Raw genomic sequence first — 14,704 nt, 5'->3', positions numbered from 1 at the left:
TCTAAACACCTTCCTATCTCCCGTAGGTACTACTGTGTTGTTAAACTAGGCAGGTCTCCTGGCTCCAGAATCTCCATCATTGCAGCACCTTCCCGGCCTAAACCAGTGGCATAACGCTGCATGACTCCTCTGTTACAGTGGCGGGACCGCGCCGGCATTACACCGGTCTTCCCTATTAAGCTTCTACCCGAAGGTAAAGCACCCAGTTCCACATATTCAATTGAAATGCATTCTGTACCAGTATAGCTGGCTCACAGATAATGATCAAAGCATTTATTCAAATTTGAAACAGCGCATCAGCCTAATCCCGCTCTCTCGATCCTTTGGGGGAAACTCCTGTGACTCGCTTAAACATCTTGGAAAATAACAGCGGATCGGTATACCCCACCGAGTGGGCAACCTCGCTGATCGAAAGCGTTGAACTCTGCAGCAGCTCTGCTGCGCGATTCATCCGGTATTCCAGAAAAAACGCCTGCAGCGATTTCCCGTATTTCTCTTTAAAAAGACCGGACAGATATGTACGATCCAGACGCACGGACTGCGCAATATCAAGGATGGAGGTCTTCTGGCTGTACCTGTTCTCCATAAACTGGACAGCTTGTCTGATGTATTCGTCCTTGGTCGATAGGGGCCTCAGCGGCTTATCCTCTTCGGGTGAGGAGGAGATCAGTTCGGCAATTAAACGATACAGCAGACTCTGGCTGAATACATCTCCACCATTACGCGATGAGGCTTGAGCCATGTCTGCATACAAACCATCCATTACCTTTGGATCCCTGGCTTCAAATACAGGACACGCTGGACTCAGGTTTGCCCGCTGCATGAATGTCTTGGCATGTACGCCCTTAAACCCGAACCAGGAGTATGTCCAAGGCTCCTTCGCATCGGCCTCATAATGAATGATGGTATCTGGCAGAATGGCGAAGCCCTGACCCTGGGTTAAATGGTACTCCTTATCTTCCATATGAACAGTTCCCCATCCCTCATGAATGTAATGAATCACATAGGAATCTCGCACCCCCGGACCCCAATAATGAGAAGGATCGCAGGCTTGCCAGCCGAAAAACAACAGCACCAGCTCCATCTGTGTCCAGTCCATGGGCATCACATTAAACTCAATCGGTGTCATCCTCCCACTCCTTCCCTTTCCCCGCATCTATTTTCTCATTTTAAATTATAACAGGTGAATCAGGGAAATATCAGCTGAAAGCGATACCGAAAATGGGATTATGCCATGTATGAGAGAGGTTGAACCATAGTTATATAAACCGGATCGGCCTATAGTTGGGGTACACCATTATTCAGGGAGGCTGGACTTGAGATGAACAAAATTACGTTTCTCGGTGCAGGCAGCACCGTATTTGTCAAAAATGTATTAGGTGACGTTATGATGACCGAAGCACTGCAGGATTTTGAATTGGCTTTGTATGATATCGATGCCGAACGGCTGAATGATTCGGAGCGACTGTTGACCAGTATGGGCCGTTCTCTTGGAAGCCGTTGTGCCGTAAAAAAATATACAGACCGCAAAGAAGCGCTGCGCGGTGCCAAATATGTCATTAACGCGATTCAAGTGGGCGGATATGATCCATGTACAATCACGGACTTTGAAATTCCGAAGAAATACGGACTGCGCCAGACGATTGCTGACACCCTTGGCATTGGCGGTATCTTCCGCAATTTGCGTACCATTCCGGTCATGCTTGACTTTGCCCGGGACATGCAGGAAGTGTGCCCTGACGCCTGGTTCTTGAACTACACCAATCCTATGGCCGTACTCACCAATGTCATGAACGTGCATGGAGGTATCAAAACGGTAGGTCTGTGCCACAGCGTGCAGGTCTGTGTGCCTCACCTGTTTGAAGCGCTGGGAATGGACCAGACAGGTGTGGTTGCAAAAGTTGCAGGTATCAACCATATGGCCTGGCTGCTGGAAGTGACGAGAGATGGTCAGGATCTGTATCCGGAGATTAAACGCCTGGCAAGGGAGAAGCAGAAGGAGCAGCATCATGATATGGTGCGTTTCGAGCTGATGAACCGTTTTGGATACTACGTAACAGAGTCTTCCGAGCATAATGCCGAGTATCATCCGTACTTTATCAAACGGAATTATCCGGAATTGATCGAACGCTTCAACATCCCGCTGGATGAGTATCCTCGCCGCTGCGTGAACCAGATTGAAGGATGGAAGGAAATGCGCGAGAAGCTGTTTACCAGTGAAAATATTGAACATACCCGCAGCCGTGAATATGCTTCGCACATCATGGAAGCGATGGAAACGAACCGTCCATACAAAATTGGCGGTAATGTAATGAATACCGGTCTAATTACCAACCTGCCTCGTGAGGCCTGTGTCGAGGTTCCATGTCTGGTGGACGGATCCGGAATCAACCCAACTTACATCGGCGACCTGCCTCCGCAGCTGGCGGCACTGAACCGCACCAACATCAACACCCAGCTGCTGACGATTGAAGCGGCCATGACGGGCAAAAAGGAACATATCTATCATGCCGCCATGCTGGATCCGCACACTGCTGCCGAGCTGTCTATTGATGACATCGTTGCCATGTGCGATGAACTCATCGAGGCTCATGGCGACTGGCTGCCGAAGTATACATCTTAAAACGAAAGATAGTTTTTATTTATTGAAGATCAGAAAAGCGCCGAAGTCCTCTGTAAATCCTTGGGGCCCCGGCGCTTTTTTGAATGGAACTCTTTTACCTCTTCAATCTAATCCTGAAGTAAAAAGCGATAGCCTATTCCCGGCTCGGTCTGAATGAATCGTGGCTGCGTAGGGTCTTCCTTTAATTTTTTCCGCAGATGACCCACGTAGACCCGCAGATAATGACTGTCCGATTCGTGATGATGCCCGCCCCACACCTGCTGCAGCAGCTGGCGCTGGGTAATGATTTTGCCGGCGTTCGAGGCCAGAACCTTGAGCATATCGTACTCCGTTGGTGTTAATTTGATCGGCAAACCGTCCAGCTCCACCTGCCTTTGTGCCAGATCTACAGTGAGAGGCCCAAAACGCAGCACAGGTTCATCCGTTGTCCTCGCCACGTGGCGGAGCGCAACCCGAATGCGGGCAACCAGTTCACCCATGCCAAACGGCTTCGTTACATAATCATCGGCACCACCGTCAAGCGCAGCAATCTTGTCTTCCTCGCGCTCCTTCGCCGTCAGCACAATGATGGGCACCTGAGACCATTCGCGGACACGATGCAGCACGTCCATCCCGGACATCCCAGGCAGTCCCAGATCGAGTATAATCAGATCCGGATGAACAATACTCGCCTGAGTGACAGCCTCGTCGCCATCTCCACATTCATGAATCTCGAATTGATGAGCCTGCAGGGTTACTTTCAGCAGTTTGCGAATCTGTGGTTCATCATCTACAACCAATATGCGTGCCCCTTGCGATGCCGTCATGTTACTCAACCTCTCCTTGTCCTCTATAGGGAAATAATGCTTCAGGAGCTTCCATGGGCAAACAGATGCTCATTCTTGTTCCGCCTCCCGGATTCGATTCTGCTCGAATCGTTCCTCCGTGAACTTCAACGATCCCTTTGCATATGGCCAGCCCTAGCCCTGTGCCTGTTATATGCCGGGAGGATTCTGAGCGGTAAAACTTCTCAAATATCCGCTCCCTGTCGGCATCGGGAATACCCACGCCAGTGTCCGCTACCACGATGTTCAGCTTGGCATTTCTCTCATCCCTCGTAAAAGTGATGACTATCTCGCTATAGTCAGGAGAGTATTTAATGGCATTGCTGACGACATTGATCAGTACCTGTTCCAGCAGCACTTCATCTCCACATATAAATAACGGCTGATCAGGCAAATCCACACGAATGCTGCGATGCTTGCTGAATTCCCTTACTTGCGTTAACACCACGCTGATCATGTCCCCCACGTCACACCATTTTCTCTGCAGCTGCAGCATGCCGCTCTCAAGCTTTACCATACCCAGCAAATTGGTCACGAGCCGGTTCATGCGCATGGCGCCATCCCGAATATTGCCCGTCAACTCTTTCCGATCCTCGGGGGTAAAAATGGCGTCATTCTCGATCAATCCTGTAGCGGATCCAATAATAGTCGTTAAGGGCGTCCGCAGTTCATGGGATACGGAGTCCAGCAACGCTGTCCGAATGCGCTCTGATTCGGCGGTCATCTGTGCCACTCTTGCTTCCTCTGCCAGTTTGACGCGAGCAATCGCACTAGCCGCCAGCCCTCCACAAGCCTCCAACAATTGCAGCTGCTCCCGCTGCTCCTGGATATCACTGGCCTCCATACGGACGGCAAGCACGCCGTGTATCTGATCTTCCGTACGCAGGGGAACGTAGAGACCGGAAGACTCCCGCAGGCTGGAAGAACCTTTTCCCGCAGTTTCACCATTCCTGTACACCCACTTGGCAATAGCGATCTCTGATTCCTCTCCACCCCAGACTGCGGTTCCCTGGTCATCAGCAGATGCCGTTACTTTCAGCTCACCATGAGTATCAGGCAAATATACGGCAGCCTGGGTACCAAGTGTGTCTGATACTTGCTTGGCAATATGATGCAGCAGTGTATCCAAATCTGCAACAGCCGTCATCTGGCGGCTTAGCGCATACAATGAATTGGTTGTGGCTTCACGTTGCCTCACCATCTCCAGCTGCTGACGCAAGCGGCTGGAGAGTGTGGCGGTTAACACGGCCACTGCCAAATACACAACAAAAGAAAAAATATATCGCAGATCCGCAACGGTAAAACTGAGATTCGGAGGCACAAAAAAGAAGTCAAACATGATTACACTAAGACTTGCTGCGTAGATTGCAGGGCCCAGTCCCCAATAAACGGCACTCACCAAAATGGGAAACAGGTAAATGAGTGAGACGTTAACCAGATCATTACTCATGCCGATGACATGAAGCAGTGGGGTTAACAAGGTGATACCAATGGTGACCCATACATATTTGGGAACCCGGTACAAACGGGGAGCTCCCTTCTCTTCTGCGTTTCGTTCAGGCACAGTACTTTTCACATCCCGCTTGGAGCATAATCGTAATCTGCAACTATTAATACATCCATATGTCTGGACAGCCGTACCAGCCGATTGACTACCGATCCGGCACTACGATAGCCATTCAGCCACCAGAGCCTTTTCGCTTGACCGACCACCAGCTGCGTTGCTTTTTCCTCTGCTGCCTTGCTTGCCAAAATGCTTGAAACTTCCCTCAGATTCGGACTGTGATGAATATGAAATTCACCACCCAGCCTGACGGTTAGCTGTTTCAGAGCCTCCAGCTGATACTTCACTTCGTCACTCATCGCCTTGCCTACATGAACATGATATACATGCCAGACTGCCTTCAACCGATAGGCCGTGCGGAAACCACGACGAATTAACCGCTCCGCATGTTTGTCACTGCTTACACAGACAAAGACCGCTTCCTGTCTTCGCCAAGGACCCCGAAGCGCACTTTTGCGCTCCTTCGCTTCCAGCCGTTCGTCCACATCATCGGCCAGTTCACGCAGGGCAAGCTCCCTCAATGCAATCAGATTGCCGATGCGGAAGAAATTCGCAAGTGCCTGCTCCACCTTGGCTGCTGCATAGATTTTACCTTCCCGCATGCGCTGCCGCAAGGCCTGTGGAGCGACATCGATCAACTGCACTTCATCGGCCATCTGCAGAATCTGATCCGGTACCGTTTCCCGGACCCGAATTCCCGTAATATGCTCCACGGCATCGTTTAGGCTTTCCAGATGCTGCACGTTAACGGTCGTGATTACCGAGATGCCTGCATCCAGCAGATGAAGCACGTCTTCGTAGCGTTTTTTCCTCAGGCTTCCGGGTACATTGGTATGGGCCAGTTCATCCACCAACACAACTTCAGGGCAAAGGCGAAGAATGGCCTCTGTGTCCATTTCCTCCAATGCTACTCCCTGATAGGTAAGGCGATCCCGTGGAATGAAAGGCAGCTGCCCGATTTGTTCCATGGTCTCGGCCCGATTGTGCGTCTCCAGCAAGCCGATTCGGACATCAATGCCTTTGCGGAGCAGATCGTTGCCTTCCCTCAGCATCATATAAGTTTTGCCTACGCCCGGAGCTGCACCAATGTATACTTTGAATTTGCCCCGCTGAATCTGGCCAATCTGTTTCTTTACTTCGTGATCGCTTAATCTGCGATAGGTGGTGCTGCGGGTATCGGGCAGTTTCGCTGGAAGCACCCGTTCGCCATCTAGTTCGGTCCGGTCTGCGAGCAGGAACAGATCTACCCCCTTCAGCCTGTGGAGAAGCGAATTGATGACTGACCCTTGCCATAGCTCCTGCCAGCGGGTATGGCGCGAGTGCCCCATCACAATACGTGTAATCTGCTGCCTGGCTGCATAACGTGCCAAGATGGATGAAATCGTGCGGCGATGCGTCATGGGCAATTCCTCGAACGCTCCCCCAAACTTCTCCACCAGCTTGATCATGTTCCGGCGAAATACAGTGGCTTCCTTGGTCAATACCTTCTTCATGTCGCGAAAAGTCACCACGTATAAATCACCATTCAATCTGTTCGCAATCTGCTGCCCCCGGCGGATATAAATCGATCCATTCCAATGATATTGGGTCGACACCAGCACCCGTTCCATGATGCCTGTTGTCACGGTAATGCCCATCTCTTCCCGGAGTTCCCGCAGCGATTCATTAACTCCTTCGGCAACGAGTTTCAGCGCCAGTTCCCGTAGAATGCCCAGATTACCCTGCCTAAACAGAGCTTCTCCTGTGTGCCCCTTCAAATGCCCTTCAGCAAGCCGGGTCAAAATCGTTTCTGGTGTCACATCAATCAGCTTCACTTCGTCGGCCAATTCAAGGGTACCCGCAGGAACGGTATGCTCTGCCGCAACACCTGTGAGTTTACGGGCCAGCTGGGTATACCCATCCAGCTCGTAGACGTTCACCGTTGTGATGACATTGATGTTGTGTTTCAGCAGGTACTGAATATCCTCCAGTCTTGTAGCATGAAGAGCTCCCTCCCGGTTTCTATGCGCCAGCCCGTCGACCAGCACCACCTCCGGATTGCGCTCCAGCAGCGCCTCCAGGTTCAGATCCTTCATCTCCATGCCATCTCTCTGACGGCGCCAGTGGATACTTGGAATCCGTTCGAGCTCGCCGAGCTGTTCTACCGTTTCCGGTCTTTGCATGGTCGATACCGCGCAGATCACGACGTCAATGCCTTGCTGGCGCAGCGTATTCCCCTCTCTTAACATATGATAGGTTTTGCCTGAACCGCTGACCGGACCGATATAGATGGTGAGCGTGCCCTGCTGCAGCTTCGTAATCATCTTCAGAATGTCCTCGGGTGATCTTCGCTTGAAGCTTTCCTCCATCCGTTTATGTCTCCTTTCCATTCCAATTCATTCAAAAATGGAGAAGGCCCCTTCCGAAATCCGGAAGAAGGCCAACGATAGATAGACAATGCAAGTTGATTCTGCCTTGAATTCTGATACGTTCCTGCAGCTAATTTAGCTCTGCTGTCAGCGCCAGATTCAGTGCAGTCACATTGACACGCGGCTCACCGAATATGCCGAGCTGGCGCCCTTGGACATGAGCTTCCACAAGTTCTAAGAGCTGCTGCTCACTAAGGCCAGTCGCCTGACTAATTCGCGGGATCTGTGCTTTCGCCGCTTCTGGTGAAAGGTCAGGATCCAGACCTGATCCCGAGCCTGTCACCAGGTCGGGAGGAATCGTCTGTAATGCCGGATTTTCCTGCCGAAGCTGCGCAATCTTTTCTTTCATCTCATCGATATACTCCTCCGAGGCTACAGCCCGATTGGAGCCTGCCGATGCCGTCGGATCATAGCCCGCGTTAGATGCCCGGGGCTGGAACATGGCCGGTGATTTCACTTCCTGCGCCAGCAGGGATGAACCGATCACTTTTCCGTTTTGGGTAATCAGGCTTCCATTCGCTTCTGCGGGAAAAAGCAGTTGTGCCGCAGCAGTCGTCACGAGCGGATACACGACGCCGCAGATCAGCATAAGCACGACAGATAAGCGGATGGCGGGCAGTATTGTTTTCATATCAGTCACATCCTGAATTCGTTATTTTAAAACAAATACTGAGCGTTACACTGTATCACTTCGATTACAGCACCATCTTCCAATCGCTGTTATCCCCGAATTTTTTGAACTATTCTCCTAATGGGGAAAATCCGTGGATAAAGGCGAACACTTCGTTTCTACAGACTGGTTCTGTACTCTCCGTTAGCGTGTAAATCCAAATTTCTTTTAATTTATGGTTAAAGCAGCCCCGAAAGAATCAGGTCAATCAGCTTAATCCCGATAAAGGGCACAATCACGCCACCCACACCATAGATCAACACATTACGCCCGAGCAGCCGCTCAGCTGACATGGCCCGGTACTTCACACCCTCCATCGCAATCGGAATGAGCAGCGGAATAATGATTGCGTTAAAAATCAATGCCGACAGAATAGCCGATTGCGGGGAAGCCAGATTCATAATATTCAGCGATTGAAGCTGCGGCATAGCGATAATAAACATGGCCGGGATAATGGCAAAGTATTTCGCAATATCATTTGAAATCGAAAACGTGGTCAGCGCTCCGCGTGTGATCAGCAGCTGCTTGCCAATGGAGACCACCGACAGCAGCTTGGTCGGGTCGGAATCCAGATCAATCATGTTGGCCGCTTCCTTGGCCGCCATGGTCCCCGAATTCATCGCCAGGCCCACATCGGCCTGCGCCAGTGCAGGCGCATCATTGGTGCCATCGCCGGTCATGGCGACGAGCTTGCCTGCCTGCTGCTCTTTTTTGATCGCGGCAATCTTGTCTTCCGGCTTCGCTTCAGCAATAAAATCATCTACGCCCGCTTCCAGCGCAATCGTGGCTGCCGTGAGTGGATTGTCGCCTGTACACATGATCGTTTTGATGCCCATGGATCGCATCTCGGCGAACTTCTCCTTCAGACCAGGCTTCACTGTATCCTTCAGGTAGATCACACCGTAGATCCGTTCATCGATGGCAACGGCAAGAGGGGTGCCTCCAGCCTTGGCAATACGATGAGCAATGTCATCCAAATCAGCAGGAATTCGTGCGCCCCGGGAGGCAATATAACGCTTGAGGGCATCGACTGCACCCTTGCGAATCTGCATTCCGCTGCCAAGATTGAGACCAGACATGCGAGTCTCTGCGGTGAATTCCACATTCTCTGCATCTGCATATTCCTGCTCCAGCCAGCGCTCACCCTGCTTGCCTGCAAGCTCTACCACGGAGCGACCTTCCGGCGTCTCGTCACGCACCGAAGCCTGCAGCGCTGCCCGGGTCATCTCCTGCACGGTCACATCCTGAACGGGAATGAACTCGGAGGCCATGCGATTTCCGTACGTAATCGTTCCGGTCTTGTCGAGAATCAGCGTATCAATATCCCCTGCTGCTTCCACCGCTTTCCCTGACATGGCAAGCACGTTGAACTGCGTGACCCGGTCCATTCCCGCAATCCCGATAGCGGATAATAGGCCACCAATCGTTGTGGGAATTAGGCAGACGAGCAGGGCGATTAATGTAGCCAAATCAAGCCGGATGCCCAGATAATTCGCCATCGGTACCATCGTCAGAATGACAATCAGGAAAATCAGGGTTAACACGGCCAGGAGCGTGGTCAGCGCAATTTCATTTGGCGTTTTCTGGCGCTGTGCACCTTCAACCAAGGAAATCATCCGGTCAAGGAAGGATTCTCCCGGATCGGTCTGTACCCGCATGACGATATAGTCGGAAGTGACCCGTGTGCCTCCCGTTACGGAGGAAAAATCACCGCCTGCTTCCTTGATGACCGGTGCCGATTCACCCGTGATGGCCGATTCGTCAATGGAGGCCAATCCTTCAATAATCTCGCCGTCCGTAGGGATCAGTTCTCCCGCTTCCACGCGGACGATATCTCCCTTTTTCAACTGAGTCGATGATACTTGCCGAATGGTCCCATCTTTTTGCACCAATCTGGCGGTCGTATCCGACTTCGTCTTACGCAGCGTATCTGCCTGTGCTTTGCCCCGGCCTTCGGCCAGCGCTTCGGCAAAATTGGCAAAAAGCAGCGTGAACAACAGGATCAGGAACACCGCAATGTTATATCCTCGTCCCGCTTCCGATACAGCAAAAAGATCCGGATCGATACATAACAGCAATGTGATGAAGGTGCCGACTTCCACGATAAACATGACGGGATTTTTGATCATGACTACCGGATTAAGTTTCTTAAAGGCATCCAGAGCGGCCTGCCGTACGATGTCCCCGCTTAATCTCCGGTTGCCTGGACCTTGATGCTGGGGTCCCATCTCCTTCCCCCCACCATTACTGTTGGATTTATAAGATTCTTTGTTCATTTCAGTGATTGTTTGTGTACCTGTTCCTTGCACCATGTGTTCCTTCTTTCGCTCAATAGCACCCATTAATCTCGTGCACCTCCATGCTTAACGTCCTTGCTGTACTTCCCGTATTCCATTCGAGAGACTCTCCCTCCGTTACCGGAGCATCGCCAAATGCTCAGCGATCGGTCCTAGCGCCAGTGATGGAAAAAAGGTGAGCGCTCCGACCACAACAATCATCATCACCAGAATCCCTGCAAATAGAGGCGTGTGCGTGCGAAGTGTACCCATTGTTACCGGAACCACTCGCTTTGTTGCCAGTGATCCTGCTATCGCGAGCATGGCAATCATCGAAATGTACCTTCCCAGGAGCATCACCACACCAATGGTGATATTGTAAAAGTCCGTATTGGCATTCAGTCCGGCAAAGGCGGACCCGTTATTGGCAGCTCCCGATGCAAAAGCATACAGCACTTCCGTCAGGCCATGCATGCCTGAATTGGAGATCGAGGCTACCGACTCCGGACGCATAAGCGCCAGCGCAGTAGGAGCCAAAATGATCAAGGGATGAATCAGCAGCGCAATAGATGCGAGCTTTACTTCCTTCCCCTCAATTTTTTTGCCCAGAAATTCAGGTGTCCGTCCTACCATCAGCCCGGAAATAAACACCGTCAGAATGACGTACAGCAATCCGTTGAGCAAGCCTACCCCTTTACCGCCAAATACGTTATTAAGCATCATTTCGGCTAGTGCCACCATTCCGCCGAGTGGCGTGAGCGACTCATGCATGTTGTTGACCGATCCCGTTGTCGCAGCTGTGGTCACTGCCGTAAATAGCGCCGATTCGGATATCCCGAACCTGACCTCTTTTCCCTCCATGTTCCCTTGAATGCCGGTAGCATCCAGTGCAGGCACACCGCGGTATTCCGATACAAATACGGTCGTGAGCATCACGAGGAACAGAAAACTCATCGCTGCAAATAACGCCAAGCCTTGCTTCCGGTTGTTTACCATCAGGCCGAAGGCATATACCAGTGCAGTGGGCAGCAGCATCATGCAGACAATGTGGACCAAATTCGCCAGCGCGGTTGGATTTTCAAATGGATGGGCCGCATTGGTTCCGAACCAGCCGCCGCCATTCGTACCAATGTGTTTGATCGATTCCAGCGAAGCTACCAGTCCACGAGTAATCGTCTGCTCTGCACCTTCCATCGTAGTCGCGTGCACTGCTCCCGCCAGCGTCTGCGGCACACCTTGAAAGACCAGGAATAACGCCACAATGAAGCTCAGCGGCAAAAAAATCCTTGTAATCGACCGTACCAGGTCGACATAGAAGTTCCCCAGTTCATCCCTCCGGCCAACCAGTCCGCGGATGAACGCAATCGCCACGGCGAAGCCCGTTGCCGCCGATGTAAACATCGGGAACGTCACGGCCAGCATCTGTGACAGATACGATAGGGCATTCTCGCCTGTATACGACTGCCAGTTGGTATTGGTCATGAAGGAAGCAGCCGTATTAAACGCCTGCGCTGCAGGCATGTTGCTGATGCCGTCCGGATTGAGCGGCAAAAATTGCTGCAGCCGCAGCACCAGAAACATCAATATCAACATCACGAAGTTGGAAATGAGCACGGCTGACAGGTACTTTCTCCAGCCCATCGACTCATTCTCCCGAACCCCCATTAATCGATACAGCAGTCGCTCTGGTCCGTCAAATATCCGGTCCAGTCCTGTTCGCTTGCCATCGAATACGTTGACCAGATAACTACCCACCGGTTTCACCAGCAGTATGATGATCAGCAGCGTGACCGCTACTTGTACTAAACCGCTACCCATATCCATAGTTCCTCCCTAATCTGCGATCCAAATCATTCAGAATTTCTCCGGTTTCACCAGCACATAGCCCAGATAGACCATGAGTGCCAGCACAATCAATCCTATAACGGTCACATGCACCTTCCCCTCTCTGGCTATGAGCCCTAGGCTTTCTCGCAAAACTTAATGAAACCCCAGAACACCACGAACAACAGCGCAACCAATCCGATCATCGCAGCATCATTCACCATACGACCTTCCTCCCTCTCTCTACCGTTCTATCAACCTGCTACGTGTAAAATCTTATACCGTAACGCTGTAAAAAGGGGGTAAAGAAATCCCTGCCAGGGTGTAAAAAAGACGTAAAAATAGACCCGCTCCTTCGCCATTGGCTGAAAGAAAACGGGTCTATCGGTAATTTGATCTTTATCCAAATGGATTCTGTGCCCATTGCAGCAGTCTCTTCTTCGTGATTTTGCCGTGAGATGTATGCTTGATGACCTGCCCTTGATCCAGGAGCAGCACCTGCGGTGATTCATGATGCACTTCTGTTTCCTCCGCAATCCGGCGGGAAAGCGGCCGATTCTCGATGACTTTGACGATATGATAGTCCATCTGCTGTTTGGGATCTGACGCACTGGAGCCCACAAACGCCATAAACTCTCTGTACGCCCTCGCGCTGATCGGACAAGTGGTGCTGTGCTTCAGAATGAGTACAGGATGATCTTCCGAACGTTGAAGTGCCTCTTCCCAGTCTTCCTGTCTGCGGAGTTCACGGACATGCTCCATCAGCATATCTTCCGTCCCGATGGCAGTCCGTTTGCTTACCACTGAACCAATCACGACTCCAAGGGCCATGCCAAAGGCAATACCGAGCGCAAGCTGATCGGTTGCCGTGCCAATACTCACTCCGAGTGCTAAGCCCAGCCCAAGCCATAGGGCTTGGGGATTCACTTTTTTCTCCATTGTGATCATCCTTTCAGAGGATATGTATATTAAAGTTCAGTAACAAGTTTCCTGTTCTGTATTCTCCTAAAATTATACCATAGGCGTGCTTTGGTCGACTTTTATAAAATGCATCTCCGGGTATATACTTGTGATACACTGATTGTAAATTGGAAACGATGAATGGAGAAACAATTGGAAAGGCGGAATCACGAAATGACATATGCTTTTATGATAGAGCCCCAGCATTACATTCCCCTGGATAACGATGAGGAACTCATCGAAAAGTGCCAGGAGTGGGGCCTGCTTTCGGGTAAAGCAACCAAGCTCAAAACGTTCTACTATAAAGGAAACGGACTGAACATGCCCTGTACCATCGTTGGTTATGTGGATCATATGGCAGCAGTCATCCAGTTGGATAATGAACAGAAACACTGCATTCATCCCTCTTATCTGAAAGAGATGCAAGCGTCGAGCTACAATGTGAGACCCGTGACGGGAGCAGAAACGGATAAGGCCAATGAGCCATTGAACGCATCCCAAACAGAGGACACAGCTCATGCGGTCACTGCTTCAGTCGCCGTGGATACAATATCCGATTCGGACGATATTCCATCCGATCTGAATGACATGGACATCGATGCCGAGGGAAGCCATTCCGGACTGAAAGGTGACCCGGATGGACTCGTTGAGGAATATGTTGGCCCACAAGGCGGGACAAGCAGTGAAGTGAAACCGAAGGCGAAGACGGCAAGCAAGACGAAATCGGTCAAAATTGACCTACCTGAAGGCAAAGTGAAAATGACTGCAGTCGTCAAGGAATTTACAACGGTTCCGAACCATTTCTCGGACAATGATGATGAGGTCATCGTTTATGAAGGCGTGGCGATCACCGAGCCTGATCACGTTGATATTGGCGAAGCCTGGTCCAGCCACAGTGCCACGATGAAAAAGCTTGAGCTTGAAGTCGGGGATGTCCTTACGTTTGAAGCGAAAATGATCAAAAAGAAGCTGACCCGAAATCCGGTTCCCTATAAGATCAACAATCCTTCCAAGATTCAAAAGCAAGTCTAAGCCAAAAAAAGACCTCCAGCTCGCGTGATGAAATCAGGCAGTGGAGGTCTTGCTTATTAAGGATAGATCGAAGGCAGATGGCTACGCTTGACCGGGTGCACAGCTAATTTGGAACTGAACGCCGTACTTGTCCGTAACCATGCCGTAGGCTGGGCTCCAGAACGTCTCCTGGATCGGCATTTTCACCTCTCCGCCATCTTCAAGTTTGCTGAAAATTTGTTTGGCTTCATCTGCGGTATCCGTATTCACGGTAATACTAATGTTGTTACCAATGACATGTGGCATGCCCGGGAACGTATCCGACAACATGAGCACAGAGCCCCCGATCTGCAGAGAAGCATGCATGATGCGATCCTTGGCTTCTGGGGGAATCGGGTGATCCGGACTTGACGGACCTTCACCAAATGTCTGAATTGCCAACACCTCTGCATTAAAAACCTCTTTGTAGAACGCAACTGCTTCCTTTCCATTTCCATCCGTTACAAGATACACATTCAAACTAATCGCCATGCGTTTTTCATCT

Annotated in this window: 12 protein-coding genes and 1 riboswitch; of the genes, 2 read left to right on the top strand and 10 right to left on the bottom strand. The window is 51.0% G+C overall.

Annotation, left to right across the window (positions count from 1 at the left end; genetic code table 11):
* Positions 1–31: 31 nt before the first annotated feature.
* Positions 32–221, bottom strand: a riboswitch (cobalamin riboswitch).
* An 80-nt stretch (positions 222–301) separates the two neighbouring features.
* A complete protein-coding gene (locus ABGV42_RS31615) occupies positions 302–1,129 on the bottom strand; it encodes an AraC family transcriptional regulator (RefSeq protein ID WP_347385202.1) in 828 nt (275 codons plus the stop codon).
* 192 nt (positions 1,130–1,321) lie between these two features.
* Between ABGV42_RS31615 and ABGV42_RS31610 the strand changes: the two genes are divergently transcribed.
* Entirely contained in the window at positions 1,322–2,623 is a 1,302-nt protein-coding gene (locus ABGV42_RS31610; protein WP_347385201.1) for an alpha-glucosidase/alpha-galactosidase, read from the top strand.
* A 107-nt stretch (positions 2,624–2,730) separates the two neighbouring features.
* On the opposite strand, the gene ABGV42_RS31605 is transcribed toward ABGV42_RS31610, so the two are convergent.
* From ABGV42_RS31605 to ytxJ, 8 genes are all read right to left on the bottom strand, one after another.
* Positions 2,731–3,429, bottom strand: coding sequence for a response regulator (locus ABGV42_RS31605; protein WP_347385200.1), 699 nt, complete (start codon positions 3,427–3,429; stop codon positions 2,731–2,733).
* Position 3,430: 1 nt separating this feature from the next.
* Positions 3,431–5,011: an ATP-binding protein gene (locus tag ABGV42_RS31600; RefSeq protein ID WP_347385199.1), complete on the bottom strand. Its 1,581-nt coding sequence runs from the start codon at positions 5,009–5,011 to the stop codon at positions 3,431–3,433.
* Between the two features lie 8 nt (positions 5,012–5,019).
* Positions 5,020–7,359, bottom strand: a complete 2,340-nt coding sequence (locus ABGV42_RS31595; RefSeq protein WP_347385198.1) for a histidine kinase — start codon at positions 7,357–7,359, stop codon at positions 5,020–5,022.
* A gap of 130 nt (positions 7,360–7,489) precedes the next feature.
* Positions 7,490–8,050, bottom strand: a complete 561-nt coding sequence (gene kdpC, locus ABGV42_RS31590) for a potassium-transporting ATPase subunit KdpC (RefSeq protein ID WP_347385197.1) — start codon at positions 8,048–8,050, stop codon at positions 7,490–7,492.
* 218 nt (positions 8,051–8,268) lie between these two features.
* A complete protein-coding gene (gene kdpB / locus ABGV42_RS31585; RefSeq protein WP_347385257.1) occupies positions 8,269–10,317 on the bottom strand; it encodes a potassium-transporting ATPase subunit KdpB in 2,049 nt (682 codons plus the stop codon).
* 186 nt (positions 10,318–10,503) lie between these two features.
* The gene (gene kdpA / locus ABGV42_RS31580) at positions 10,504–12,183 is read right to left on the bottom strand and encodes a potassium-transporting ATPase subunit KdpA (protein ID WP_347385196.1); all 1,680 of its coding nucleotides are present in this window, start codon (positions 12,181–12,183) and stop codon (positions 10,504–10,506) included.
* Positions 12,184–12,219: 36 nt separating this feature from the next.
* Entirely contained in the window at positions 12,220–12,342 is a 123-nt protein-coding gene (locus ABGV42_RS31575; RefSeq protein ID WP_347385195.1) for a potassium-transporting ATPase subunit F, read from the bottom strand.
* 246 nt (positions 12,343–12,588) lie between these two features.
* Entirely contained in the window at positions 12,589–13,128 is a 540-nt protein-coding gene (gene ytxJ, locus ABGV42_RS31570) for a bacillithiol system redox-active protein YtxJ (protein WP_347385194.1), read from the bottom strand.
* A gap of 195 nt (positions 13,129–13,323) precedes the next feature.
* On the opposite strand from ytxJ, the gene ABGV42_RS31565 reads away from it, so the two are divergent.
* Entirely contained in the window at positions 13,324–14,181 is an 858-nt protein-coding gene (locus ABGV42_RS31565) for a hypothetical protein (protein ID WP_347385193.1), read from the top strand.
* Between the two features lie 81 nt (positions 14,182–14,262).
* Here ABGV42_RS31565 and ABGV42_RS31560 read toward each other — a convergent pair whose 3' ends face one another.
* Positions 14,263–14,691 carry a VOC family protein gene (locus ABGV42_RS31560; RefSeq protein ID WP_347385192.1) on the bottom strand — a complete coding sequence of 143 codons (429 nt, stop codon included), beginning with the start codon at positions 14,689–14,691 and terminating at the stop codon, positions 14,263–14,265.
* Between the last annotated feature and the right edge of the window lie 13 nt (positions 14,692–14,704).

It is taken from the genome of Paenibacillus pabuli (genome assembly GCF_039831995.1).
GTDB classification, from domain to species: domain Bacteria; phylum Bacillota; class Bacilli; order Paenibacillales; family Paenibacillaceae; genus Paenibacillus; species Paenibacillus pabuli_C.
The sequence above is the reverse complement of the archived record's forward strand: the minus strand, read 5'-3'. Positions and strand labels throughout refer to the sequence as shown.